A 21,648-nucleotide genomic window follows, 5' to 3' on the forward strand; every position below is an offset into this window, starting at 1 on the left:
CACCTGGGGCAACCGGTGACGCCTGGACTGCCGGGGTCTGCGTCAACAGCTGAAACCGCGACACGACCTCGGGATCGGCGCGACGAAGGGCCGTGTCCAGAGCGGCCTGCATCTCAGGCCCAGGAACGGCCTGACCCGCCTCCCACTTCGATACCGCGCGTTCGCTTACCCCGAGATACGGGGCGAACGCGCGGACGCTCATCCGTAGCGCCTCGCGCAGTGCCCTCGTCTCCCGACCCGACCATCGGCGAATCGCGGTCACCGGAATCTCCCCTGGCTGGCCGGTGCGACATCTGTACCACAACTATGCGGCATCCGTACTGACTGTAGTCATTACCGGACCCACAGGTCGAGGGCGAAGCTCGATCCGCAGGCCCGGGGCGGGTGCTGGGTCACCGGTCGGCCGCAATGGGGCGGCTGGCCGCCCCCGCCCGTTCCGGTGCCGCAATCCAAGCAACGAGGGAGGGCACGGCGTGAAGTTTGCGGTCGATGAGCCGGTGGACGCGGTGGAGAAGGTGCTCGGCGAATTGCCGATACCGCCGTACGTGACACAGCAGCACATACAGCTCGCCATGCGGGCCGTGCTGCAACACGGGCCGGAATCCTGGCCAGCTGGCGAACTGTGCCGCAGCGACCGCACCCCGTACCCGTGCCGGCTGCACCGGTGGGGTCGGGCCGTGCTGCGTACCCGGGGCATGACCGACCGGGCCGTCGACGAGCTGGTGGCCCACGCGCAGCAGCCGGTGCGCGTACCCGATGGGCGGCGCTGACATGTGGCCGCGCCGGCGGCGCGACGCCCAGCCCATCCCCCTCGCTCCGCGCCACCGGCGCACCTGGCGGCGGTGGCGGCGCTGGTGCTCCTGCGGCCTGCGCTGGACCACCTGCCCCGACCGCCACACACCCGCCCCCACCGAGCCGTCCGACGGGAAATCTTGGTACGAAAATGCCCCCGGAGGGGCCGTTTCATACCAAGATTCGCGCCCGTCGGGCCGCAGCAGGACCGGTTCCGGGCGAAACAGCTGTTTGTGGGACAAGGTGACCCGCACCAACCCACAGGTCGGCCGGGTCTGCCGCCTCACCCCCGCACAACCCCGGCGCGCCAACGGCGGGCGCTGGTGAACCCACCCCTGGGCTGGGCACTCACCCACCGGACGGGCGCCGCATTACGTTCGGCAGGTGGTCCGGATGGAGCGTGAGCGGCTACTGGCGCGCCTGGCCGACGACCTCGGGCGCCAGCGGGTACCGCACCCGCTGCGGGTAGCCGTCGACGGCCTCGACGCGGCCGGGAAGACCCGCCTGGCCGACGAGTTGGCCGACCGGTTGGGCGTGCACCGAGGAGTGATCCGGCTCAGCGTCGACCGCTTCCACCGGCCGGCCGCCGTCCGGCGGCGACGAGGTTCCCTGTCCGCCGAGGGCTGCTACCTGGACTCGTTCGACCACGACGCCATCGTCGGCTCGGTGCTGCGCCCGCTCGGCCCGGACGGCGACGGAGAGTACCTGCCGGGAATCTACGACCACCGGGCCGACGAGCCGGTGCCGCCGCAACGCCAGCAGGCGCGGAAGGACTCGATCCTACTGTTCGACGGGGTCTTCCTCCTACGCCCCGAACTCCGCGAATTCTGGGACGTGACGCTCTACCTGCACGTCGAGCCCGAGGTGGCCCTGCGACGCGCCCTCGTACGCGATCTCGACCTGTTCGGGTCGGCCGCCGTCGTCGAGCAGCGGTACCGCGGCCGGTACCTGCCGGGGCAGGCGCTGTACCGGGCGGAGGCGCGACCGATCGACCGGGCGGACATCGTGCTGGACATGGGTGACCCACTGGTCCCCGCCATTCTGCGCTGGCGGAAAGACGTCGAGCCGTGCGCCGGGAGACACGGCGACGCGCCGTAGACGCAGCGTACGAACGTGGGAACAACGTTGTTGACGCGGCATGCGCCGAGCGCCGGTCAGGCCCGTTCGGCGTCGCGGGAGGCGGTCACGACCCCCACCGCGAGCAGCGTGGTCCCCGCGAGCGCCATGCCGGTCCGGACCGCCGCCGGCACGTCCGCCCAGCCGGCGACCGATACGCCCGCCGATACGGCGACGCCAGCCTCCAGGAAGGCATCGTCGCCGCTGTTCGCGAACCTCCACCAGGCGGACCAGGCACTGGTCACGTCGTCGAATGCGGCGGCCGCCGACGCCGCGATCAGCAACGCCCCGAGCGGTACGAGCACGGCCCGGTCGGCGCGCGCACCCGACAGCGCCACCATCCCCGCCGCCGCCAGGGTGGCCAGCAACGCCGGCCACCCGGCCCCGAGCAGGCCGAGCAGCGGGACGCCGTCGACCCGGGACCAGACGTTCACGCCGACCACGGCGAGCAGCAGTACGGCGACGCCCTCGGCCAGCCAGGTGCCCTTCGGCCCCCGCCGAACCGGTAGGGCGATCACCGCCACCGCGAGACAGAGCACCTGGAGCAACAGACCGACGGCGGCGAGCCGCTCCTGGTCGATCGCCTGCCGCCACTGGTCCAGGGTGGTCGGCGGAACCTGGACCGGACTTATGGACGCGCCGCCGCCGTCCATCGGCGCGTAGCAGGGGGTCATCCAGCGGAGATCGGCCGGCTGCTCCGGGAGCCACCAGAGCCGCACGACCATGAGCACCGCGAACAGCCCGACGCCGGCAGCCAGCGCCGAGCGTACCCGCGGCACTGCCGGCCGGGCGAACAGCACGTACCCGATCAGCGCGGCCGACGCGGCGAGACCGTACTGCACGGCGGCCCGCTCCGCGGCGACCAGCGCCGCCAGGACCGACAGCGCGCCGGCCGCGGCGGACGCGATCAGCAGGACGCGAGTGGGGCGCACGGTCCGCGATCATGCCATGGACGAGAGGACAGCAGCGACCGCTGCCCGGACCGGACAGCCCTGGCACAGTCCCACACCTATCCCGCGGCGGTCCGCTCCGGCGGCGAGAAGGGCCACTCCTCGAACGAGCGGCACCGCCCGTCCCCGGCGAAACGCATGATCCACACATCTCGGTACTCCTGGGCGACCGGGTTGCCGTACCGGACCTCCAGCCGTGCCACCGCCGTGTCACCCTCGACCGCCACGACCTCGGCGGTCATTCGGAACACCTCGTCCGGGCCGTCGCGCTCCGCCTCCCACATGCGGGCTATCGCCGGCAGGCCGACGACCGGTGTCCGGTAGGGCCCCTGCCGATAGCTCGCGTCCTCGGTGAAGATGCCGGCGAGCGCGTCCGTCCCCGGCGTCCGCCACGCCCGCTCGTAGGCCGCGATCCAGTCGGCCACCAGTTTCCTGTCCATGAGGACCAGCCTGCCGGGATCAGCGGGTGCCCGGCGCCATCCGCGCAACTTCCCCGAAAACGTCGCCTTCGCCGGGCGTCGAGGGCGCAACTTCCCCGAAGTTGCGCGCCCCCGCACGCGGGAGGCGGCCGCGCGGGAGGCCCCAGCGCGCGGGAGGCGGCCACGCGGGGGAGCTACAGCTCCAGCGCGCCGACGGTCTGGCCGCCGCTGGACTCCCCGGTGAGCCGGAACCCGAGCCGCCGGTAGAACTCCTCCGGCCCGTCCTCGCCCGGCTCCCAGGTCGTGTAGATCCGGGTCTCCCCGCGCCGCCGCGCCTCCTCGGCGACCGCCCGGACGGCGAAGCGCCCGTACCCGCGCCCCTGGCGGTCGGCGGCGATGTTCAGCCGCCACAGCCCCGACCGCAGGTCCGTCGGGTCGTCCGGGCGCCACTGGATGCGGAAGAAGCCCATCAGGAAGCCGACCAGCTCGTCGCCGTCGTAGACCAGCCGGGGCCAGGCGATCTCCCCCCACGCGTACGCCTCGGCCAGCGACCGCGCGACCGGCTCCACCAGGTGCTCCTGGTCGGGCCGTACGCGCAGCTCGCACGCGGCCTCGACGTTGTCCGGCGTGACCTGTTCGAGGCGCGGCGAGGTGGGCGTGGCGCGCACCCTACCGGCGCGACTGCCACCGCCTCGACCCGAATTCATCCTGGCAGTGCCGCGCGGATCCGGTCGAACGTGGCCAGCAGGTGGCCGCCGTCGCCGGGCAGGACGAGCCCCAGGCAGTGCACCTCCAGGTCGCCGTCGGGGTCGGTGTCGACGGCGAACACGGGCGCGCCGACGTACCCGTCGGGCAGCTCCGCGTCGAGGCGGACCGCGTCCCCGTCCCGGACGACGCGCTCGATCGCCAGCTCCAGCGGCCGCCGGGTGGCGGGGTCCTCCCGTACGCCGTGGGCGAGCACGAACGCCGAGGACGGCTGCGGGCCGAGGCGGGCGATCCGGTCCGCCCCGGCGGCGAGGCCCTCGGTGACGTGCTGGGTACGCCAGCGCCAGCCCCGCTCCCGCGCGTACTCGTGCAGCACCGCCATCGGCAGGATCGCGGCCCCGAGGTCCGGGCGGTGGGCCCAGGCCGGGGCGAGGTCGGCCAGGTCCACGGCGTCGCCTGCCACGCCGGCCGGCTCGGTGACGCTGCCGCGCAGCACGATCTCGCCGGTCGGGGTGTGGGTGAGCGCGTCGGCCGTGAGCAGGTGCTCGCCCGCGGGGCCGGCGTCGAAGAGGAACGCCGTGCCGGAGCCCGCCGGCCCGTCGACCGGCAGGATGGCCCGGCCGAGGATCTGGCAGAGCCGGTAGGCGACCTCGTTCTCGGCGTCGGCGTCGAGCAGCACCGGCCGAGGGTACGCCAGCGCCGGCCGCGCCCGGGCGCCGACGCCGGTTTCGGCGGGCACGGCCCAGGAGCGGGACCGGCCGCGGTCCCGCGGCACCCGCACGAAATCGGGGCGACAGCATCCGCCGCCGTCGGCACGATCGACGCATGCCACCGGACTCCGGGGTGACCCCGCCGTCGGGGTGCCGGGTGAGCTTGCCCCGGGTGACCAGGTCGTGCACGCCCTGCCGGCTGATCCCGAGCATCGCCCCGGCGACGGCGTACGAGACGGAGGTGGCGGTGGGGTGGCCGACCCGCCAGGCGACGGCCCTGCCCAGCGGGGTGCGCCACCACTCCGGCGGCGGGGAGAACGGGCCGTCGTCGGGGTACAGGGTGCTGATCAGGCGCATCACCGTGCCGACGGCGGTGGCGTCGTCCCCGGCGACGATCCGCTCCGCCCAGCGGCCGGCGCGGACGCGGACGAGGTCGCGCAGGGCGGCGAACGGACTCGTCGCCGTCGAGCAGGATCTCCAGGGGGTCGAGCAACCGGATGTCGAGCAGCCGGACGAGCTGCGCGGCGAGTTCGTCGGGGAAGCCCCCGCCGCCGGAGCCGACGACACTGGCGACGCCGGCGGCGGGGGCGGCTCAGGCGGCCAACTGGTGCAGGTCGAGCCGGCCCCGGGCGAAGGCGTCCACCCTGCCCCACCGGCCGGGGATGTCCAGCACCTCGATCCGGCCCATGCCGACCGGCAGGCGCGGCTCCACCCCCAGGTGGCCCTCGTGCGGCTCGAGGCCGAGCATGGTACGCAGCAGCAGCATCGGGGTGCCCGTCGACCAGGCCTGCGGGCTGCACGCCGTCGGATACTCCACGGGGAACTTCGTCAGCTCGCGCGGGTACCCGCCGAACGCCTCCGGCAGCCGGCCGTCGAAGTACTGGGCGGCGGCGAGAATGCCGTCGGCGATGGTTGCGGCCTCCTCGGCGAACCCGTACCGGCGCAGACCCCACGCGATGAACGAGTTGTCGAACGGCCAGATCGTGCCGTTGTGGTAGCCGATCGGGTTGTAGCGGACCTCCCCCTCGGCCAGCGTCCGCACGCCCCAACCGGAGAACAGCCGCGGCCCCACCAGGTGCTGCGCGACCTTCTCGGCCCGGGAGGGGTCGACGATGCCGCTCCACAGCAGGTGGCCGATGTTCGAGCTGAGCACGTCCAGCGGGCGGCCCTCCGGGTCCAGCGCCAGGGCGTAGTACTCCCCGTCCTCGACCCACCAGTCCCGGTTGAACCGCTCCTTCAGCTCCGCCGCCTCCCGCTCCAACTGCTCCGCGAACGCCGGGTCCTGCCAGAACTCGCGAGCCAGCCGCGCCGCCCGGATCTTCGCGTCGTACGCGTAGCCCTGGAGTTCGCAGGTGGCCCGCGGATAGCCGGGCAGCCGGCCGTCGCGGTACGACAGCGAATCCCAGGAGTCCTTCCAGCACTGGTTCTCCAGGCCCGTGTCCGTGTTGCGCCGCTCGTACCAGATGTAACCGTTGCCCACCAGGTCGGCGTGGTCGTCGATCCACCTCAGCGCGGCCCGGCACTCCCGCTCCAACTCCTTGACCAGCGCCACGTCACCGGTCCACTTCTCGTACTCGTCGAGCAGCACGACGAACAGCGGGGTGGCGTCCGCCGTCCCGTAGTACGGCGAGTGCGGCTGCTCCTCGAACGCGGCGGTCTCGCCGTACCGCATCTCGTGCAGGATCCGGCCCGGGTCCTCGTCCCGGAAGTCGTCGAACCGGGTGCCCTGCAACGAGGCGAGGATGCGCAGCGTCGTACTGGACAGGGCCGGGGCGAACGGCAGCACCTGGAGGCAGGTCAGGATGCTGTCCCGGCCGAACATCGTCATGAACCAGGGCAGGCCCGCCGCCGGCAGCGTCGCCCCGCCGAGCGACAGCGGCGAGAAGCGCAGCGCCGCGAGGTCGACGAGGCTCCGCCGGTACGTCCGTTGCACGTGCTCGCACTCGGCGTTCACCTTCGGCGCGTTGGCGATCCACTCCCGCAGGTCGTGCTCCAGGGCCACCCGCTCGCCGCCGTGCGCGCGCAGCCCCATCCGCAGGTCCCGCCCGCCCAGGCCCAGCGCGTACGTCCGTACGTCGATCTCGGCCACCCACTGCTCGTTCGGCTCGAGGTGGATGCTGTACGCGAAGCCGTCGCGGTCGTACCGGGCGGGCTTGGACGAGGTGATGACCGTCTCCCGCGTGAAGTTGCCCCGCCGGTAGCCCAGCCGCAGCCGGTCCGGCTCCGCCTCGGAGTAGATCTCCCCCGTCTTGTTCAGGATCTCGTCCTTGACCTGGAACAGGTCGGCGAAGTCGGAGCCGGCGTCCATCCGGACCTCCAGGTCGACCGCCTTCTCGTCGTGGTTGAGGATGGTCAGCTGCTCGTGGAAGCTGCCGCCGACGGTCCGCTCCCGGACGATCGACAGCTTCGCGTCGATGTAGTGGGTGGCCATGCCCGGCACCAGGAAGAACCGCGCCTCGTAGTACTGCAGGTCGTCGTACGACAGGGCGTTCAGCCGCTCCCCGTTGACCGTCAGCACCCACCGGGACAGGAACCGGGTGTCGAGCGAGAACAGCCCCGTCGGCTCGCTCGGCGTCGCCTCGATGTCGCCCGTGTCCTCCGAGACCACGAAGGTGCTGCCGTCCAGGATCCGGATCGTGTTGGTCTGCGCCATCAGCGCGCCTCCCTCTCGAAGACCCGGCGCGGCCCGTGACTGTCCGGCGGCCCGGGAAACAGCCGCTCCACCTGCACCACCAGTCGGGCGTCACCGGTCACCGTCATGTCCCCGCGCAGCCACGCCGCGATGCCGTCCTCACGGCCGGAGGCGAGCTTCTCCAACAGCTCCGGGCAGATCCCGACGACCGTGTCCGCCTCCCGGTTCTCCTGGCTCACCCGCAGGTTTCCCCGGTCGATCGCCACCAGCCAGTGCGTGGTCTGCGCCCCCTCCTGCAGGTCGAACCGCAGGGTCCCGGACGTCTTGGCCAGCAGCGGCTCGTACCCCCGCCGGTGCAGCCCCTCGAAGAACCTGCTCACGTCCGTCATCGGGTCGCCCCCTCCCGTCGATCGTGGCGTCCGACGCAGCAGGAGGGTCCCCGCGCGGGGCGGGGTCAACCTCGCCCGGATCGGGTGAGCGGGGCCGGCCGGTCCACCGAGACGCGACGCCGGCCCCCTCAGGCGGAGGGGGCCGGCGCGCCGCGGCGGACGGTCAGTTGTTGGGGTCGTCCGCGCTGATGTCCGCCAGCACCGACTGCGGCTCCCGCTCGACCGCGAGGTCGCCCATCGAGACCAGACCGACCAGCCGGCCGTCGTCGACCACCGGCAGGCGGCGTACGGCGTACGTGCGCATCAGGTCGGCGGCGGCCACCGCGTCGTCGTTCTGGCTCACCGTGACCACGTCGCGGCTGGTGATCTGGTTGAGCCTGGTCGAACTGGGGTCCATGCTCTCCGCCACGGCCCGGACCGTGATGTCCCGGTCCGTGACGATGCCGACCACGGCGTCGCCGTCGGTCACCACCACGTCGCCGATGGCGCTGTCGCGCATCTCCCGCGCCGCGGCCGTGAGTGAGTCGTTGCCGTTCATCGTCACCAACCGGGTCGTCATGAACTCTCCGACCGTTGTCATGGTGCTCCCCTCTCGGTGTCGGCACCGCCGTCTACCCGCCCCTCGGGGCGGGGTAACGCGACGGCGGCACCGGGCGGGCGGAGCGGGTCAGCCGCGCGGGGCCATGCCGTAGAGGCGCTCGACGTACAGCCGCAGCACCAGCCGGCGCTCGGCCACCATCGCGGCCCGGAAGTCGTCCCAGTCCGGGTGCTCGCCCTGCACGGCCCGGTAGAGCCCCACCAGTTCCTCGACCGTCGGGTCGTCCGGGCGCTGCGCGACCGGGGTCAGCTCGGCGCGCGCCTCGGCGACCGCGTACGACCAGCCGTCCTCGCTGCTCACCTGGAAGCTGGCCCGGGGGTCGCGGCGCAGGTTGGCCGTCTTCGCCCGCCCGTCGGTCACCGAGACCCGGATCAGCATCCGCTCCCGGTCGAAGGCGTAGACCACGTTGGACAGTTGCGGCCGACCGTCCCGCTTGACGGTCGCCAGCACTCCCAGCCACCGGCCGGCGACCAGGTCGGTCAGGGCCTGCCGCTCGGTCTCGTCCGCCATCGAAGCCTCCGCGTCGCGTCGTGGATGTCGCCTCCATCCAACCCGACGCAGCGCCGCGCAGGGCGGCACGACGCCCCGCCAGCCTGGCGCGTCCGCGCAGACTCCCGGAAAGAGTGGCCATCCGGCGCGGAACAGCCACTCTTTCCGCGAAGGTGGGCGTTCGACCTCCGGCGCGGACAGGGCCGTCGGTCAGCGCGCGGCGGCGACCAGTTCGGCGATCTGCACCGCGTTCAGCGCGGCGCCCTTGCGGAGGTTGTCGTTGGAGCAGAACAGGGCGAGGCCGTGCTCCACCGTCTCGTCGGCCCGGATCCGGCCCACGTACGTCGGGTCCTGGCCGGCGGCGGCCAGCGGCGTCGGGACCTCGGCCAGCGCCACCCCGGGCGCGCCGTCGAGGAGTTCGCGGGCCCGCTGGGGGGTGATCGGCCGCGCGAAGCGGGCGTTGATCTGGAGCGAGTGGCCGGTGAAGACCGGGACCCGGACGCAGGTGCCGGACACCTTCAGCCCAGGGATCTCCAGGATCTTGCGGCTCTCGTTGCGCAGCTTCTGCTCCTCGTCGGTCTCCTCGGAGCCGTCGTCGACGACCGAGCCGGCGAGCGGCAGCACGTTGAACGCGATCGGCCGGGCGAACACCCGCGGCGCCGGGAACTCCACGGCCGCGCCGTCGAAGGCCAGCCCGGTCGCCTGCTCGGCGACCTTGCGGACCTGCTCGTCCAGCTCGGCGACGCCGGCCAGGCCGGCGCCGGAGACCGCCTGGTACGTCGAGACGACCAGCGCGACCAGTCCGGCCTCGGCGTGCAGCGGGCGCAGCACCGGCATCGCGGCCATCGTGGTGCAGTTGGGGTTGGCGATGATGCCCTTCGGGCGGTGCGTCGCGGCGTGCGGGTTGACCTCGGCGACGACCAGCGGGACCTCCGGGTCCGTCCGGAACGCCGACGAGTTGTCGATGACGACCGCGCCGGCCGCGGCGACGCGCGGCGCCAGTTCCTTCGCCGTGCCCTTTCCGGCGGAGAAGAGCACGATGTCCAGGCCGGAGTAGTCGGCGGTGGCCGCGTCCTCGACCGTCACCTCGCCGTCGCGCCAGGGCAGGGTGCGCCCCGCCGACCGGGCGGAGGCGAACAGCCGCAGCTGCTCCGCCGGGAACTGCCGTTCCGCCAGCACCTGCCGCATCACGCCACCGACCTGCCCGGTGGCCCCCACAATGCCGATCCTCATGCCCGCGAGGCTACCCAGCCGCGCGGGCCACCCGGGAACGCTTTCCCACCGCCGGGCCCGGCCCACGCCCCGCCCGACCTGCCCGTCCGCCACAACGACCGCCCGCCGGGGCCGTCGCCGACGGAAGATCCCCGGCGGATCCCCCGCCCCGCCGCAGCATCCGCACCGACCGCCCCACCCACCACACCCGGGAAGCGACGCGAATCACACCCGCCCCCACCCCGCCCCACCCCGCCCTCGCGCCGCCCGCACGCCCCGCCCAATCGCGTTGATCATGGAGTTGGCGGCGATGTGGATCTCCCGAAGTGCCGTCAACTCCATGATCAACGGGGTGGGGGCCGGCGGCAGGAGCCGGCGGCGGGCCGGGTGGGGCCCGTGACCGGCGCAGGGATCAAGCCTGACCGCCCGGAGCCGGGCACGGCGGGCCCCACCCCCACCGCAACCACGGGAGCCGGCACGGCGGGCCCCACCCCCAGCGCGACCATCGGAGCCGGCACGGCGGGCCCCACCCCATCGCGACCGGGACGGTCACAGGGGTGGGGCGTCGACGACCTCGCCGAGGCCCGTGGCGGTGAGGTCGTCGCGGATCAACGCCGCGTCGCCCTCGACAACCAGGGTGAGCGACTCCGGGTGCAGGTGGGCGGCGGCCGCCGCCGAGACGCCGGCCACGTCGGCGGCGAGCAGCGACTCGCGCAGCCGGGCGTGGTAGTCGTCCGGCAGGTCGTGCACGACCAGCGTGGTCAGGGCCGACGCGATCGACCGGGGGCTCTGCAACTCGACCGAGAGCTGCCCGGCCCGCCAGAAGCGGGCCACCGCCAGCTCGTCCTCGGTCACCCCGCCCGCCTGCGTACGGCTGATCTCGCCCACCGCCTCGACCAGCGCGGGCGCGGTGACGGCGGTCTGCACCGCGGAGCTGACCGCGAACCGGCCGAACCGGCGGGACGAGGCGAAGTCGCCCCGGATGCCGTACGTGTAGCCGTGCACCTCGCGGATCAGGTGGTTCAACCGGGAGGTGAAGGCCCCGCCGAGCACCGTCCCCGCCAGGGTCATCGGCACGTGGTCGGGGTGCGCCCGGTGCGGGGACGGATGACCCAGCCGCAGCGTGGACTGCACCGACCCGGGCCGGTCGACCAGGATGATCCGCCGCCCGGCGTGCGGCGGGACCTCGATCGGGCCGCCCCGCTCGACCGGGCCGCCACCGACGCCCGCGAAGGCCGCCGCGCCGAGCGCGTCCAGGTCGATCCGCTCCAGGTCGCCGGCGACGATCAGCGTGCCCGGGCGGATGAACCACTCGGAGTGGAAGACGGTGACGTCCTCCACGTCCAGGCCCGCCACGGAGTCCGGGTCGCCGTACATCGGCCGGCCCCAGCGGTTCTGGGCGCCGAACAGGTCGGCGCGCAGCACGGCGTCGGCCCGGGGGCCGGGGTTGGCCCAGTCCATCCGCAGCGCGGTCGCCTCGTCGCCGCGGACCCGGCGCACGTCGTCCGGGTCCAGCCTGGGCGTCCGGACGGCCTCCGCGAGCAGCTCCACGGCGGCGCCCAGCCGGTCCACCGGCACCTGGACGCTCACCTGGAACGAGTCCCAGTCCAGCGAGGTCACCAGCTCGGTGCCGAGCCCCTCCACGGCGAGCGCGTACGCGGCGGCGTCCCGCTGCGCGGTGCCCTCCTCCAGCGCCTTGGCCAGCACCGCGCCGAGCCCCTCCTTGCCGACGGGCTCGCGCCCGGCGCCGGCGTCGAGCAGCAGCAGCGCCACGGCGAGGTTCTGCCCGGGCAGGTGCGCGGCGACGACCGGGCCGCCGGCGACGGTCCGCCGGACCACCTGGGGGAACCGGTACGGCCGGGCCAGCCCCGGCCCGGGACGGTCGGCGATGAGGGTCACGAGTTCTCCTCCGGCAGGTAGGTCAGGGTTGCCCGGTCCTCGGGGCGCAGGACCTGGGCGGCCAGCTCGGCGATCTGGTCGGCGGTCACGGCGAGCCAGGCGGGCAGCCGCTCGGCGGCCTTCGCCGGGTCGCCGAACAGGGTGGCGTACCGGCCGAGGGTGTCCGCCCGGCCGTCCACGGTGGACATCTGCCGCCACCAGGCCGTGGTGAGCAGCGCCTTGGCCCGGTCCAGCTCGGTGGCCGTGACGGGAACGGTGGCCAGCTCGTCGACCACCTCGGCCACCCCGGCGGCCAGCCGCTCGGCGGTCACCCCGGGACGGGCGGTCGCGGTGACGACCAGCGGGGCGGGGCCGTACGCGAGGTCCACCCCGTACGCGGCGACGAGGTCGGGCTGGGCGATCCGCTCGCCGTCGGCGAGCCGCTGGTAGAGGCGGCTGCCCCGACCGCTGCCGAGCACGGTGGCGAGCACCGTGGCGACGTCGTACCCGGGGGTGCCGAACGGGTGGGTGCGGTGCGCGACGTAGACGCGGGGGGCGGGCACGGCGGCGGCCACGGTCTCCCGGGCCGGCTCGCCGGCGGCCGGGACGTGCCGCCCGTCGGGCGCGGCGGGGATCTCCTCCCGGGCCGGGATGGCGCCGAAGTACTTGTCGGCGAGCGCGAACACCTCGGTCGCCGTGGTGTCGCCGACCACGGTGAGCACGGCGTTGTTCGGCGCGTAGTACGTGCGGTGGAAGCCCTGGAAGGTGCCCAGGTCGGCCGCGTTCAGGTCGGCCATCGAGCCGATCGTGGCGTGGTGGTACGGGTGCCCCGGCGGGTAGAGCAGCGGCAGCAGCCGCAGCCACGCGTCGCCGTACGGGACGTTCTCGTAGCGTTGGCGGCGCTCGTTCTTGACCACCTCACGCTGGTTGTCCAGCGTCTCCTGGGTCAGCGCCGGCACCAGGCCGCCCATCCGGTCGGCCTCCAGCCAGAGGGCCAACTCCAGGTGCTCGGCGGGAAGGGTCTCGAAGTAGTTCGTGCGGTCCGGGTTGGTGGTGGCGTTGAGCGAACCACCCGCGCCCTGCACGAACTTCATGTGCTCGGTCTTCGCCACGTTCACCGAGCCCTCGAACATCAGGTGCTCGAAGAGGTGGGCGAAGCCCGTCTGTCCGTCCGGCTCGTGTCGCGAGCCCACGTCGTACCAGAGGTTCACAGCGACCGCCGGGGCGGTGCGGTCCTCGCTCACCACCACACGCAGACCGTTGTCCAGTCGGGTCGTCTCGATCGGCCAGGGGTAACCGCTGTCGGGCATGGCCCGACGCTATCCGATCGCGCGGGCGGAAAGGGGACGAGCCGGCCGGGTCGGCGCGGCACGGGCCAGGAGGGCCCGGATCGCCCGATCCGCCACGGCGCCGTTCGATCCCGCACGGCGCCGATCGATCCCGCACGGCGCCGATCGATCCCGCACGGCGCCGATCGATCCCGCACGGCGCCGATCCAGCACGGCGCCGCCCGGCCGCGGGATGGGCGTCCCGCGGCCGGGCGGCCGCCACCGCGCTCAGTCCGGCGGCTCGTCCGAGATCACCGTCCCCTCGGAGGTACGCCGCTCCGGTACCGGAGTCACCGTCTCCTCCGAGGTACGCCGCTCCAGCATCGTGTCCGGGGCGACGTCGGTGTCCTCGCGGATGTCCGACTCGGTGAGGATGGCGTCCGCCTGGGCCTGCGGGTCCTCGCTGCCGACGGCCGCCTCCTCGGGCAGCAGGTGGTGGGCGCGGGACTCCACCCGGTCCTGGTCGCTCTGGTCGTGGCTCATGCCGTCACCTCGCTCCGCTCGGCGCCGTCATGAGCTGTGGCACTGAGCTGGCCGACTCGCTCGCTACGCTCGCTCATGCCGCCCCCTGTACCCCGTCCGGGGCTCAGCGGAACGGGCCGCGCACCCCCGCTTCAATGGAACGGGCCGCGCACCTCGTACGTGATGCCGATGGAGGACGAGCCCGAGGTGCCGCGCTGCGAGCAACCTCCCGATGACGGCGTCACGTGACGCCGACGCTACCGTCCGATCCATCGATGATGATTAACGCGAGGCGAGACTTTCGCCACCTGGGGGTGAGCGTTACCCGTCGCGTCGGGTAGGCTGGCCGGCGTGACGCGGTCGTATCGATGGTTTAGGCAGCCGGCTGGAGGAGCCGGTGACCTCACCATGATCTGACGTCACTTCCTCTTCGAGCCGGCCCAGGCAGGGACTTCCAGCCCCTGCCTTTCTGCGTACGAGCAGCCGGCTCGACCCCGGGCGCCGGCCCCGGGTGCGGTCGGCGGAAGGAAAACCACCGTGACGACCCCCGACCGGGTCATCGACCAGCGGATCGACCGCGTCGTGCCGTTGACCACCCCCGCCCTGCTCCACCACGATCTGCCCTTGGAGGCCCCGCTCGCCGAGGCGGTGCTCGACGGCCGCCGCGCGGCCGGCCGGGTGCTGGACCGCGCCGACGACCGCCTGCTCGTGGTGGTCGGCCCCTGCTCGGTGCACGACCCGGTCGCCGCCCTGGACTACGCGCGGCGGCTGCGCGTGGTGGCCGACCAACTCGCCGACGACCTGCTGATCGTGATGCGGGTCTACTTCGAGAAGCCGCGCTCCACGGTCGGCTGGAAGGGCCTGATCAACGACCCCGGGCTGGACGGCTCCGGCGACGTGAACACGGGCCTGCGCACGGCGCGGGCGCTGCTGCTGGACGTGCTGCGCCTCGGTCTCCCGGTGGGCTGCGAGTTCCTCGACCCGATCACCCCGCAGTACATCGCCGACACGGTGGCCTGGGGCGCCATCGGCGCCCGTACGGTGGAGAGCCAGGTGCACCGGCAGCTCGCCTCGGGCCTGTCCATGCCGATCGGGATGAAGAACCGCCCCGACGGCAGCATCGCCACGGCCGTGGACGCGATCCGGGCGGCGGGCGTCCCGCACGTCTTCCCCGGCATCGACGTCTCCGGCACCCCGGCGATCATGCACACCCGGGGCAACGCGGACGGCCACCTGGTGCTGCGCGGCGGCCGGGGCGGCCCGAACTACGACGCGGACTCCGTGGCGGCGGCGCTGGGGCAGCTGCGGGCGGCCGGGCTGCCCGAGCGCGTCGTGATCGACGCCAGCCACGACAACAGCGGAAAGGACCACCGTCGCCAGCCGCTGGTCGCCGCCGACGTCGCGGCCCAGCTCGCCGCCGGGCAGCGGGGCATCGTGGGCATCATGCTGGAGAGCTTCCTGCTCCCCGGCCGGCAGGACCTGGACCCGACCCGGGAGCTGGAGTACGGCCGTTCCATCACGGACGCCTGCCTGGGCTGGGACACGACGGCTGAGGTGCTGGAGGACCTGGCCGCCGCCGTCCGTACCCGCCGCCGCACCCCCGTCCTGACGACCCCCGCCTGACCCACCCACCCCCACCGGCACGGGCCCCCCGGGAAACCGATGATCATGGGGTTGGCGGCTGATTCGGAGATCGACAAGGCCGCCAACTCCATGATCACCGGCAGCCGGGCCAGGGTGGGACGGCGCGGGTGACGTTTGACCGTTTCCGCCCCGGGTAGGTGGTCGGCGTGAGCGACGAGCCCATGAGTGACGAGGCCGGGACCGATCCGACCGCGCTCGACCGGACCGCCGGCGACGCGGCCGTGACGAGTGCCGCCGCGACGGACGCGCCGACCGGCCCGGAGGCCGCCGACGAGCCGGACACCCGGCCGCTGGACGAGCTGCTCGACGACCTCTACCACGGTCAGGAGCGGATCAGCCAGGCGGACATCTACCGCCGGGCGGTCGCGGCCGGCCTGCCCGCGGCGTTGCTCACCCGGATCGCCGCCCTTCCCGAGGGCGAGTACGCCGTGGACGAGGCGGCCGACCAACTGGGCGGGACGGTGGCCTGAGCCACTCGCGGGCGTTCACGTCACCGTCGCCCGCTGGTCGGCACCGTGGGCCTGAGCCCGCCCTGCCAGGGTGACCGGCGACGCCGGACCCCGAGGGCCCTGACGGAGAGGACAGCGAGATGACCGATCGCGAGGAGCCGCGCCCCGAGCACGTCACGGCGCTCGGGCAGCCGCCGGAGGGGCGGGGCACCACGCCCGAACCGGACTTCGCCGAGGAGCACGACCGGACGGCCGTGGCACGGGACGTGATCACCGGCGAGGACGAGGACGACCGCGAACCGGAATCGCCGCGCGGCTGGTCGGGCATGCAGTCCTGACCCACCGGGCCACCGGTGCTCAGTCCTGCCGGCCGCCGCCCTCGGCGGCCCGCTGGGCCACCGCGTAGCCCATCTGGAGGAAGTCGGAGGCGGCCACCGCGGTCAGCGCGGTGGCCACCAGCCGGGTGAGCCGGGGCGCCAGCACGAGCCCGCCGGTGAGCCCGGTGGCGACCCACACCGCCAGGCAGAACGGGCAGCTCAGCAGCTCGCCGATGGCGTGCCGGGTCGGGCTGCCCGAGTCGCGGACCTGCTCCATCACCTCGCCACTGCCGCTGGGGCGGTCGTAGCGGGTGAACGGGGCGCGCAGCGGGCTGGTGATGGCGTCCTTGGCCAGCAGCCGGCTGAGTTTGTGGGTGGCGATGCCGAGCAGCGCCACGTCGGCGACGGCGGGCCGCTCCGGCACGGGCCGGCCGGTCGCCCTGGCCAGCGCCGCGATCGAGGCGGTCACCCCCGCGTACGCGCCCATCGCGGCCAGGTACCCGCCCAGCGGGCGGTGCTCGTGCGGCGCGTACGCCTGGCGCAGCCGCGCCACCTTCTGTTTCAGGCTGGTCTGGGTCAACCCCGTCTCCTGTCGTCTCGGGCGCCCGCGGCGCGGCGGGCCCGGCGGCCGGTGGCCAGGTCCAGCCGGGGGAACGGGCGCGGCGCTCAGCCGGCGGTCAGGTTGTCGGCCGCCTCGCGGGCCAGGTTGGCGAGGGTCTCGTCGGCCAGTCCCGCGTCCTGGGCGGACCCGCCGGCCAGGTCCAGCCTGACCCGGGCGCCCCCGGCGTCGGCCGGCTCCACCTGGATCTCGGCCGACCAGTCGGGGGCGGATTCGCTGGCCCACCGGGCGCGCATCTGGCCCGTGCTGACGTCGGGACGGCTGCCGCCGTCCCTGCGCAGTGGCTCCGGCAGCCACGCCGCCGCCCGGTCGGGGTCGGTCGCCGTGTTGAAGACGACCTCGGGCGGCACCGACATCCCCCGCTCGGCGTGGTGCCGCATCACTCGCCCCGGAGCCGACCGGGGTCGATCTCGCGGCCGGGATACCGCGCGAGGTACTCGGTCTCCAACTCCGCCGTACGGCGCAGGTGGTTGGCCAGCGCCGAGTCCGTCGCGTGCCGCAGCGTGTCGAGGCGGGTGCGGTGCAGGCTGTGCATCTCGCGGATCAGGTCCTCGTCGGCCAGCTCGGCCGGGTCGATCCCCAGCTCGACGTCGCCGGCCGCGTCGTCGGCCGACACGTCGTGGAGGTGGTCGCCGTCCCACTCGGGCACCCGCTGCTCGGGGCTGGCGTCCGTGGTATCGGTGCTCCACCGTACCGATTCGGTCATCGTCGCCTCCTCGTCTCGTCTGGGCTGGCGTCTAGACGGATGCCCAGACCCGGTGTCACCAAACCCCTCGGAACTACGACACCGCGTCGGAGACCGCCGCCGGCCCCGGTACCCTCGTAGGCATGAAGCGGCTCTGGACACCGGCGTGGATCGCCCGCCACGTGGCCACAGTCGTGCTGGTCGGGGGGTTTCTGGGGCTGGGCTGGTGGCAGGTCAGCCGGGCCGCCGGCGGCAACACGCTGAGCTGGGGCTACGCCGTCGAGTGGCCGGTCTTCGCCGGCTTCGTCTGCTACGTCTGGTGGCGTGAGCTGCGCCACGCCCTGCGTGCTCAGGCGGCCGACGACGCCGCCACCGGTCCCGACGCCACCGCCGCTGCGGGCGCGGTCGACGCCGCGGCACCGGCGCCGTCCCCGGCGGCCCCGTCGGGGGTACGCCGACCCGTGCGGGTCCGGGTGCCGGCGGCGCCGGCGGACGACGCCGAGGACGCCGAGCTGGCCGCCTACAACCGCTACCTGCGATGGTTGAACGCCAACCCGGGCGCCCGGCCCGGTGACTACCCCGGCTGACGCCGGGTTCGCGACTACCCCGGCCGACGCCGGGCTCGGAAGGACGGACGAAGGTGGGCGGAGCCCTTACCCGGTACCGCGTGATCGCCTGGATCGTGGGCGTGGCGCTGGCCGTGCTGGTCCTGATCGGCATGCCGCTGAAGTACGGCTTCGACCGGCCGACCGTGGTCGCGGTGGTCGGCACGGCGCACGGCTGGCTCTACATGCTGTACCTGGCCGCGACGTTCGACCTGTCCCGCCGCGCGGACTGGCCGCTCAAGCGGATGCTGCTGGTGATGCTCGCCGGCACCGTGCCGTTCGTCTCCTTCTACGCCGAGCGGAAGGTCAGCCACTGGGCCGCCCCGGAGCAGACCCGCACCCCGGAGCCGGTCGCCGGCTGAAGCGGCCGGCCCGGGGGACGGATCAGCGACCCAGCGGCGGATCAGCGGCCCGGACGCCAGAGGTCGTCGGCGGCGGGCGGGTCGCCCCAGCCGCCGTACCGCACGCCCTCCCGGGCCCGCCGCACGGCGCGGCTGACCTGCCCGAACTGGCGCTCGTCGTCGCTGCTGAACAGCAGCACCTCGACGCCGCGGTACCAGCCCCACAGCTCGTACGGCGGCGGACGCCAGCGGTCGCCGACCGCGGCGAGCAGCAGCGGCAGCAGGACCACCGCCCCGAGGGCCAGGTACGCCCGGGCGGTGAGCCGTTCCAGGCCGCCGGCGAAGCCGAGCACCACCCCGACCCCGGCGATCACGACGGCGGTCGCCGCGACGGCCCGGACGGCGAGTCTGTCGTGCGGCCCCCGGCTGGTGTGCAGGTGGGTGATGTCGGCGACCTGCCAGGTGGTGCTGCCGACGGTGAACCGGTCCGCGGTGACGACGATGCCGGGCCGGGCGTAGAGCAGGATCGGGGAGGCGGGGGTCACTCTCGGTGACCGGGGCGGGCGGGTAGCGGAACCATTTCGGGTCACGGCTGTCTCCCACGGCTGAGGCGCCGGGCGCGGTCCCCGCGGCTGCCCATCGACGCCGACGGGATCCCGGCTCACCTTCATTTTGTTGCCGTCGCGCCAGCCCAGGCGTGCATTTTGCGGCGCGTGGCGGGCTGCCCCGCCCGCGCCGACGCCGGCAAACTGCCGCCAATTCCGACTTATCACGCTATCGTGCTCGGCACCCCGGCAGCATCCGCCCAGAACGACGAAAGCGACCGATCGCCCGTCTCGACCGTCGCCTCCGGCGCATCGACTCCGCGCCCCGACTACCGAACGTGACAATCCCTCGCAAAACATCCGGCCCTTTTTCCTCTGTCGCCCCTACTTTCCCTGCGGCTCACTCCTGCCCCGCGCTACGTTGGGCGAGCCGGAACGGTCGAGCGCCGTCCACCCTGGACAGCCCCGGGCCGGTGCCGCCGCGGCGCGTGTGGTCCGGCGGGCCGCAGGAGAGGAGCCCTCCGCTCTTGTCGTGTGTCAGGAATCTGCTGCGCGCCCTGGCGGCGGTCGGCGTCTCGGCCGTGCTGGTCGCCCCGGCGTCGGCGGCTCGGGCCGAGCCGTCGCCCGCCGAACTGACGCGGCGGATCGAGAAGTCCTCGACCGAGCTGGAACGGGTCGTCGAGTCCTACAACAAGCTCACCGAGGACATGAAGGAGAACAAGGCCGCCGCGGCGGCGCTGGTGGTCCGGATCGAACCGCTGGAGAGGCAGGCCGCGCAGAGCCGGGCGGACGTCGGCGAGATCGCCGTCACCGCGTACAAGTCGGGCCGGCTGGACACCGCGAACGCGCTGCTGGGCACGGGCGGCCCGAGCAACCTGCTGGACCGGCTGGACACCCTCGACCAGCTGACCCGGCAGCGCCAGCGGCGCATCGCCGGCTTCACCCAGAACCAGCGCCGGCTGCTCGACCAGAAGACCCGGCTGGAGATGACACTGGCCCGGCAGGCGGCGCAGGCCAGGCAGCTCGCCGCCGCCAAGCGCAGGATCGAGAAGGACCTGGCCGAGCTGTACGAGATGCGCCGGCAGGCGTACGGCCGGGCCACCGAGCCGCCGGGCTCCCGGGGAGAGTCCGGCGGCGACGCCCCGGCCGTCTCCGGGCGGGCCGGTACGGCGGTCCGGTACGCCTACGGCGCGCTCGGCAAACCGTACGTCTGGGCCGCGGACGGCCCCGACGGGTACGACTGCTCCGGCCTCACCCTGGCCGCCTGGCGCGCCGCCGGCAAGTCCCTGCCGCACAACGCGCGAATGCAGTGGGGCGTGGTGAGCCACATCAGCCGCAGCCAGCTACGGCCCGGCGACCTCGTCTTCTACACCAGCCTCGGGCACGTCGCGCTCTACGTCGGTGGCGGACAGGTGATCCACGCCCCGACCTTCGGCCGGAACGTGGAGAAGCGCGCCATGGACCTGATGACCCCGTACGGCTACGGCCGGGTCCGCTGACGGGCGTACGGCGAACGGCCGGCGTCCCCTGTCGGACGCCGGCCGTTCGCCGTCATTCCCGTGGGCTCGGGCCGCCTGCAGCCCGCGCCGGCTCAGGCCGCCTGGAGCCCCTCGGCCCGGGCCAGCTCGCGCAGCCGGCCCAGCGCCTGGATCTCCAGCTGCCGGATCCGCTCCCGCGACAGCGAGAAGCGCGAGGCGACCTCGGTCAGCGAGTGCTCCCGCCCGTCCTCGAGGCCGTACCGGGCCCGCATGATGCCGGCCGACCGGTCGTCGAGGTGGTTGAGCAGGCCCTCGATGCGCTGCCGCTCCAGCCCGGTCAGGACGATCTCCTCCGGCGACGGGGCGTCGCTGTCGGCGACCAGGTCGCCGAGGTTGGTGTCGCCGTCGTCGCCCACCGGGGTGTCCAGCGACACGGTGTCCTGCGACCAGCGGACCAGCTCGTTGACCCGCTCGACGGTGACGCCGAGGGCCGCCGCGATCTGCTCCGGCTCCGGGTCGCTGCCCAGCTCACGGGTGAGCTGGCGGGCCACGTTGCGCATCCGGTTGACGTCCTCGACCAGGTGCACGGGCAGCCGCACCGTGCGCTCCTGCTGGGCGATCGCCCGGCTGATCGCCTGGCGGATCCACCAGGTCGCGTAGGTGGAGAACTTGAAGCCGCGCTCGTAGTCGAACTTCTCGACCGCCCGGACCAGGCCGGTGTTGCCCTCCTGGATCAGGTCGAGCATGGGCATCCCCGACCGCACGTAACGCCGGGCGATGGAGACGACCAGCCGCAGGTTGGCGCGGATGAAGAGGTCCTTCGCCCGCTCCCCCTCGGCGACCACGCGCTCCAGGTCCTCCCGGTCGACGCCCGCGGGAACCCGGTCGATGTCGAGCAGGTGCTCGGCGTAGAGGCCGGCCTCGATCGTCTTGGAGAGCTCGACCTCGGTGGCGGCGTCCAGCAGCGGCGTCCGGGAGATCTCGTGCAGGTAGACTCCGACCAGGTCGCGCTCCTCGGCCACCTCGTCGGTTCGCATGCTGATGTTCTTGTCCACGTTGCCCACGGTCCCCTCGCTCGCGCCGGTTGCCCGGTTCCTTGCCATCCCCACGTCCATCAGCCCTCCCCCGTAACTTCCGCTGTGCCCTCCGGTGCTGACCTGACACCTGCACAACAGTTGAGACGCGTCGGGGATTCCATGTCGTGAGTCGAAAGTGTCACGAATGCCTGAGTACTAGCTGAGAGCCCGGTCCATGTTTGCTGTCAGCACCCCGTCTGATGGCCCGG

At 73.6% G+C, this 21,648-nt stretch carries 25 protein-coding genes and 1 pseudogene; 8 read left to right on the forward strand and 18 right to left on the reverse strand.

The genetic code is table 11. The annotated features are described in order from the left end of the window. Positions 1 to 79 precede the first annotated feature (79 nt). Positions 80 to 262: pseudogene (locus tag ACGFIZ_RS08060) on the reverse strand (helix-turn-helix domain-containing protein); the annotation flags it as partial. Between the two features lie 211 nt (positions 263 to 473). On the opposite strand from ACGFIZ_RS08060, the gene ACGFIZ_RS08065 reads away from it, so the two are divergent. Both ACGFIZ_RS08065 and ACGFIZ_RS08070 read left to right on the forward strand, forming a co-directional pair. Further along, positions 474 to 770, forward strand: a complete 297-nt coding sequence (locus ACGFIZ_RS08065) for a hypothetical protein (RefSeq protein WP_393416989.1) — start codon at positions 474 to 476, stop codon at positions 768 to 770. 415 nt (positions 771 to 1,185) lie between these two features. Further along, positions 1,186 to 1,890, forward strand: a complete 705-nt coding sequence (locus ACGFIZ_RS08070; RefSeq protein ID WP_393416991.1) for a uridylate kinase — start codon at positions 1,186 to 1,188, stop codon at positions 1,888 to 1,890. A 56-nt stretch (positions 1,891 to 1,946) separates the two neighbouring features. On the opposite strand, the gene ACGFIZ_RS08075 is transcribed toward ACGFIZ_RS08070, so the two are convergent. The 12 genes from ACGFIZ_RS08075 to ACGFIZ_RS08130 form a co-directional block, all read right to left on the reverse strand. Next, positions 1,947 to 2,840, reverse strand: coding sequence for a hypothetical protein (locus ACGFIZ_RS08075; RefSeq protein ID WP_393416993.1), 894 nt, complete (start codon positions 2,838 to 2,840; stop codon positions 1,947 to 1,949). 77 nt (positions 2,841 to 2,917) lie between these two features. Further along, on the reverse strand, positions 2,918 to 3,298 hold the full coding sequence (locus ACGFIZ_RS08080; RefSeq protein ID WP_393416994.1) for a YybH family protein: 381 nt from the start codon (positions 3,296 to 3,298) through the stop codon (positions 2,918 to 2,920). A 173-nt stretch (positions 3,299 to 3,471) separates the two neighbouring features. Then, entirely contained in the window at positions 3,472 to 3,945 is a 474-nt protein-coding gene (locus ACGFIZ_RS08085; protein WP_393416996.1) for a GNAT family N-acetyltransferase, read from the reverse strand. 35 nt (positions 3,946 to 3,980) lie between these two features. Then, positions 3,981 to 4,721: a hypothetical protein gene (locus ACGFIZ_RS08090; RefSeq protein WP_393416998.1), complete on the reverse strand. Its 741-nt coding sequence runs from the start codon at positions 4,719 to 4,721 to the stop codon at positions 3,981 to 3,983. A gap of 563 nt (positions 4,722 to 5,284) precedes the next feature. Further along, entirely contained in the window at positions 5,285 to 7,345 is a 2,061-nt protein-coding gene (locus tag ACGFIZ_RS08095) for a glycogen debranching N-terminal domain-containing protein (RefSeq protein WP_393417000.1), read from the reverse strand. After that, positions 7,345 to 7,713: an SCP2 sterol-binding domain-containing protein gene (locus ACGFIZ_RS08100; protein ID WP_393417002.1), complete on the reverse strand. Its 369-nt coding sequence runs from the start codon at positions 7,711 to 7,713 to the stop codon at positions 7,345 to 7,347. Before ACGFIZ_RS08100 ends, ACGFIZ_RS08095 begins: the two co-directional genes overlap by 1 nt. 163 nt (positions 7,714 to 7,876) lie before the next feature. Next, positions 7,877 to 8,293, reverse strand: coding sequence for a CBS domain-containing protein (locus ACGFIZ_RS08105; RefSeq protein ID WP_393417004.1), 417 nt, complete (start codon positions 8,291 to 8,293; stop codon positions 7,877 to 7,879). An 87-nt stretch (positions 8,294 to 8,380) separates the two neighbouring features. After that, complete coding sequence (locus ACGFIZ_RS08110; protein ID WP_393417005.1) at positions 8,381 to 8,821, reverse strand: PPOX class F420-dependent oxidoreductase; 441 nt, start codon at positions 8,819 to 8,821, stop codon at positions 8,381 to 8,383. A gap of 189 nt (positions 8,822 to 9,010) precedes the next feature. After that, positions 9,011 to 10,033, reverse strand: coding sequence for an aspartate-semialdehyde dehydrogenase (locus ACGFIZ_RS08115; RefSeq protein WP_393417006.1), 1,023 nt, complete (start codon positions 10,031 to 10,033; stop codon positions 9,011 to 9,013). Between the two features lie 528 nt (positions 10,034 to 10,561). Further along, the gene (locus ACGFIZ_RS08120; protein WP_393417008.1) at positions 10,562 to 11,911 is read right to left on the reverse strand and encodes a M16 family metallopeptidase; all 1,350 of its coding nucleotides are present in this window, start codon (positions 11,909 to 11,911) and stop codon (positions 10,562 to 10,564) included. Next, entirely contained in the window at positions 11,908 to 13,200 is a 1,293-nt protein-coding gene (locus ACGFIZ_RS08125; RefSeq protein ID WP_393417010.1) for a M16 family metallopeptidase, read from the reverse strand. Before ACGFIZ_RS08125 ends, ACGFIZ_RS08120 begins: the two co-directional genes overlap by 4 nt. 246 nt (positions 13,201 to 13,446) lie before the next feature. Beyond that, positions 13,447 to 13,701, reverse strand: a complete 255-nt coding sequence (locus ACGFIZ_RS08130; protein ID WP_393417012.1) for a hypothetical protein — start codon at positions 13,699 to 13,701, stop codon at positions 13,447 to 13,449. A gap of 516 nt (positions 13,702 to 14,217) precedes the next feature. On the opposite strand from ACGFIZ_RS08130, the gene ACGFIZ_RS08135 reads away from it, so the two are divergent. The 3 genes from ACGFIZ_RS08135 (at position 14,218) to ACGFIZ_RS08145 (ending at position 16,111) form a co-directional block, all read left to right on the forward strand. Further along, positions 14,218 to 15,303 (forward strand): 3-deoxy-7-phosphoheptulonate synthase, encoded by a 1,086-nt coding sequence (locus ACGFIZ_RS08135; protein WP_393417014.1) that lies wholly within the window; start codon positions 14,218 to 14,220, stop codon positions 15,301 to 15,303. Positions 15,304 to 15,485: 182 nt separating this feature from the next. Then, on the forward strand, positions 15,486 to 15,794 hold the full coding sequence (locus ACGFIZ_RS08140; RefSeq protein ID WP_393417260.1) for a hypothetical protein: 309 nt from the start codon (positions 15,486 to 15,488) through the stop codon (positions 15,792 to 15,794). A gap of 119 nt (positions 15,795 to 15,913) precedes the next feature. Further along, a complete protein-coding gene (locus tag ACGFIZ_RS08145) occupies positions 15,914 to 16,111 on the forward strand; it encodes a hypothetical protein (RefSeq protein ID WP_393417016.1) in 198 nt (65 codons plus the stop codon). A 19-nt stretch (positions 16,112 to 16,130) separates the two neighbouring features. Here the strand turns inward: ACGFIZ_RS08145 and ACGFIZ_RS08150 are convergent, their stop codons facing one another. The 3 genes from ACGFIZ_RS08150 to ACGFIZ_RS08160 all read right to left on the reverse strand — a co-directional run bounded on the left by ACGFIZ_RS08150 (position 16,131) and on the right by ACGFIZ_RS08160 (position 17,415). Further along, on the reverse strand, positions 16,131 to 16,670 hold the full coding sequence (locus tag ACGFIZ_RS08150; protein ID WP_393417018.1) for a DUF1360 domain-containing protein: 540 nt from the start codon (positions 16,668 to 16,670) through the stop codon (positions 16,131 to 16,133). Positions 16,671 to 16,756: 86 nt separating this feature from the next. Next, on the reverse strand, positions 16,757 to 17,089 hold the full coding sequence (locus ACGFIZ_RS08155) for a hypothetical protein (RefSeq protein ID WP_393417020.1): 333 nt from the start codon (positions 17,087 to 17,089) through the stop codon (positions 16,757 to 16,759). Further along, the gene (locus tag ACGFIZ_RS08160) at positions 17,089 to 17,415 is read right to left on the reverse strand and encodes a DUF6158 family protein (protein WP_393417022.1); all 327 of its coding nucleotides are present in this window, start codon (positions 17,413 to 17,415) and stop codon (positions 17,089 to 17,091) included. Before ACGFIZ_RS08160 ends, ACGFIZ_RS08155 begins: the two co-directional genes overlap by 1 nt. 122 nt (positions 17,416 to 17,537) lie before the next feature. On the opposite strand from ACGFIZ_RS08160, the gene ACGFIZ_RS08165 reads away from it, so the two are divergent. Continuing rightward, the gene (locus ACGFIZ_RS08165; RefSeq protein ID WP_393417024.1) at positions 17,538 to 17,981 is read left to right on the forward strand and encodes a hypothetical protein; all 444 of its coding nucleotides are present in this window, start codon (positions 17,538 to 17,540) and stop codon (positions 17,979 to 17,981) included. A 53-nt stretch (positions 17,982 to 18,034) separates the two neighbouring features. Beyond that, positions 18,035 to 18,361, forward strand: a complete 327-nt coding sequence (locus ACGFIZ_RS08170) for a DUF3817 domain-containing protein (RefSeq protein ID WP_347667455.1) — start codon at positions 18,035 to 18,037, stop codon at positions 18,359 to 18,361. Between the two features lie 41 nt (positions 18,362 to 18,402). Here the strand turns inward: ACGFIZ_RS08170 and ACGFIZ_RS08175 are convergent, their stop codons facing one another. Then, positions 18,403 to 18,885 (reverse strand): DUF6232 family protein, encoded by a 483-nt coding sequence (locus tag ACGFIZ_RS08175; protein ID WP_393417026.1) that lies wholly within the window; start codon positions 18,883 to 18,885, stop codon positions 18,403 to 18,405. Positions 18,886 to 19,412: 527 nt separating this feature from the next. On the opposite strand from ACGFIZ_RS08175, the gene ACGFIZ_RS08180 reads away from it, so the two are divergent. Then, complete coding sequence (locus tag ACGFIZ_RS08180; RefSeq protein WP_393417028.1) at positions 19,413 to 20,384, forward strand: NlpC/P60 family protein; 972 nt, start codon at positions 19,413 to 19,415, stop codon at positions 20,382 to 20,384. Between the two features lie 92 nt (positions 20,385 to 20,476). Here the strand turns inward: ACGFIZ_RS08180 and ACGFIZ_RS08185 are convergent, their stop codons facing one another. After that, positions 20,477 to 21,466: a sigma-70 family RNA polymerase sigma factor gene (locus tag ACGFIZ_RS08185; protein WP_347667524.1), complete on the reverse strand. Its 990-nt coding sequence runs from the start codon at positions 21,464 to 21,466 to the stop codon at positions 20,477 to 20,479. Between the last annotated feature and the right edge of the window lie 182 nt (positions 21,467 to 21,648).

Origin of the sequence: Micromonospora sp. NPDC048830 (genome assembly GCF_043198215.1) — a bacterium.
GTDB lineage: Bacteria > Actinomycetota > Actinomycetes > Mycobacteriales > Micromonosporaceae > Micromonospora.

What these genes read in the sequence shown, in the direction of transcription:
- ACGFIZ_RS08095 (WP_393417000.1), bottom strand. Translation starts at nt 7,345, where the DNA reads ATGGCGCAGACCAACACGATCCGGATCCTGGACGGCAGCACCTTCGTG.
- ACGFIZ_RS08160 (WP_393417022.1), bottom strand. Translation starts at nt 17,415, where the DNA reads ATGACCGAATCGGTACGGTGGAGCACCGATACCACGGACGCCAGCCCC.
- ACGFIZ_RS08185 (WP_347667524.1), bottom strand. Translation starts at nt 21,466, where the DNA reads ATGGCAAGGAACCGGGCAACCGGCGCGAGCGAGGGGACCGTGGGCAAC.
- ACGFIZ_RS08125 (WP_393417010.1), bottom strand. Translation starts at nt 13,200, where the DNA reads ATGCCCGACAGCGGTTACCCCTGGCCGATCGAGACGACCCGACTGGAC.
- ACGFIZ_RS08140 (WP_393417260.1), top strand. Translation starts at nt 15,486, where the DNA reads ATGAGTGACGAGGCCGGGACCGATCCGACCGCGCTCGACCGGACCGCC.
- ACGFIZ_RS08130 (WP_393417012.1), bottom strand. Translation starts at nt 13,701, where the DNA reads ATGAGCCACGACCAGAGCGACCAGGACCGGGTGGAGTCCCGCGCCCAC.
- ACGFIZ_RS08155 (WP_393417020.1), bottom strand. Translation starts at nt 17,089, where the DNA reads ATGCGGCACCACGCCGAGCGGGGGATGTCGGTGCCGCCCGAGGTCGTC.
- ACGFIZ_RS08080 (WP_393416994.1), bottom strand. Translation starts at nt 3,298, where the DNA reads ATGGACAGGAAACTGGTGGCCGACTGGATCGCGGCCTACGAGCGGGCG.
- ACGFIZ_RS08110 (WP_393417005.1), bottom strand. Translation starts at nt 8,821, where the DNA reads ATGGCGGACGAGACCGAGCGGCAGGCCCTGACCGACCTGGTCGCCGGC.
- ACGFIZ_RS08100 (WP_393417002.1), bottom strand. Translation starts at nt 7,713, where the DNA reads ATGACGGACGTGAGCAGGTTCTTCGAGGGGCTGCACCGGCGGGGGTAC.
- ACGFIZ_RS08070 (WP_393416991.1), top strand. Translation starts at nt 1,186, where the DNA reads ATGGAGCGTGAGCGGCTACTGGCGCGCCTGGCCGACGACCTCGGGCGC.
- ACGFIZ_RS08105 (WP_393417004.1), bottom strand. Translation starts at nt 8,293, where the DNA reads ATGACAACGGTCGGAGAGTTCATGACGACCCGGTTGGTGACGATGAAC.
- ACGFIZ_RS08145 (WP_393417016.1), top strand. Translation starts at nt 15,914, where the DNA reads ATGACCGATCGCGAGGAGCCGCGCCCCGAGCACGTCACGGCGCTCGGG.
- ACGFIZ_RS08165 (WP_393417024.1), top strand. Translation starts at nt 17,538, where the DNA reads ATGAAGCGGCTCTGGACACCGGCGTGGATCGCCCGCCACGTGGCCACA.
- ACGFIZ_RS08115 (WP_393417006.1), bottom strand. Translation starts at nt 10,033, where the DNA reads ATGAGGATCGGCATTGTGGGGGCCACCGGGCAGGTCGGTGGCGTGATG.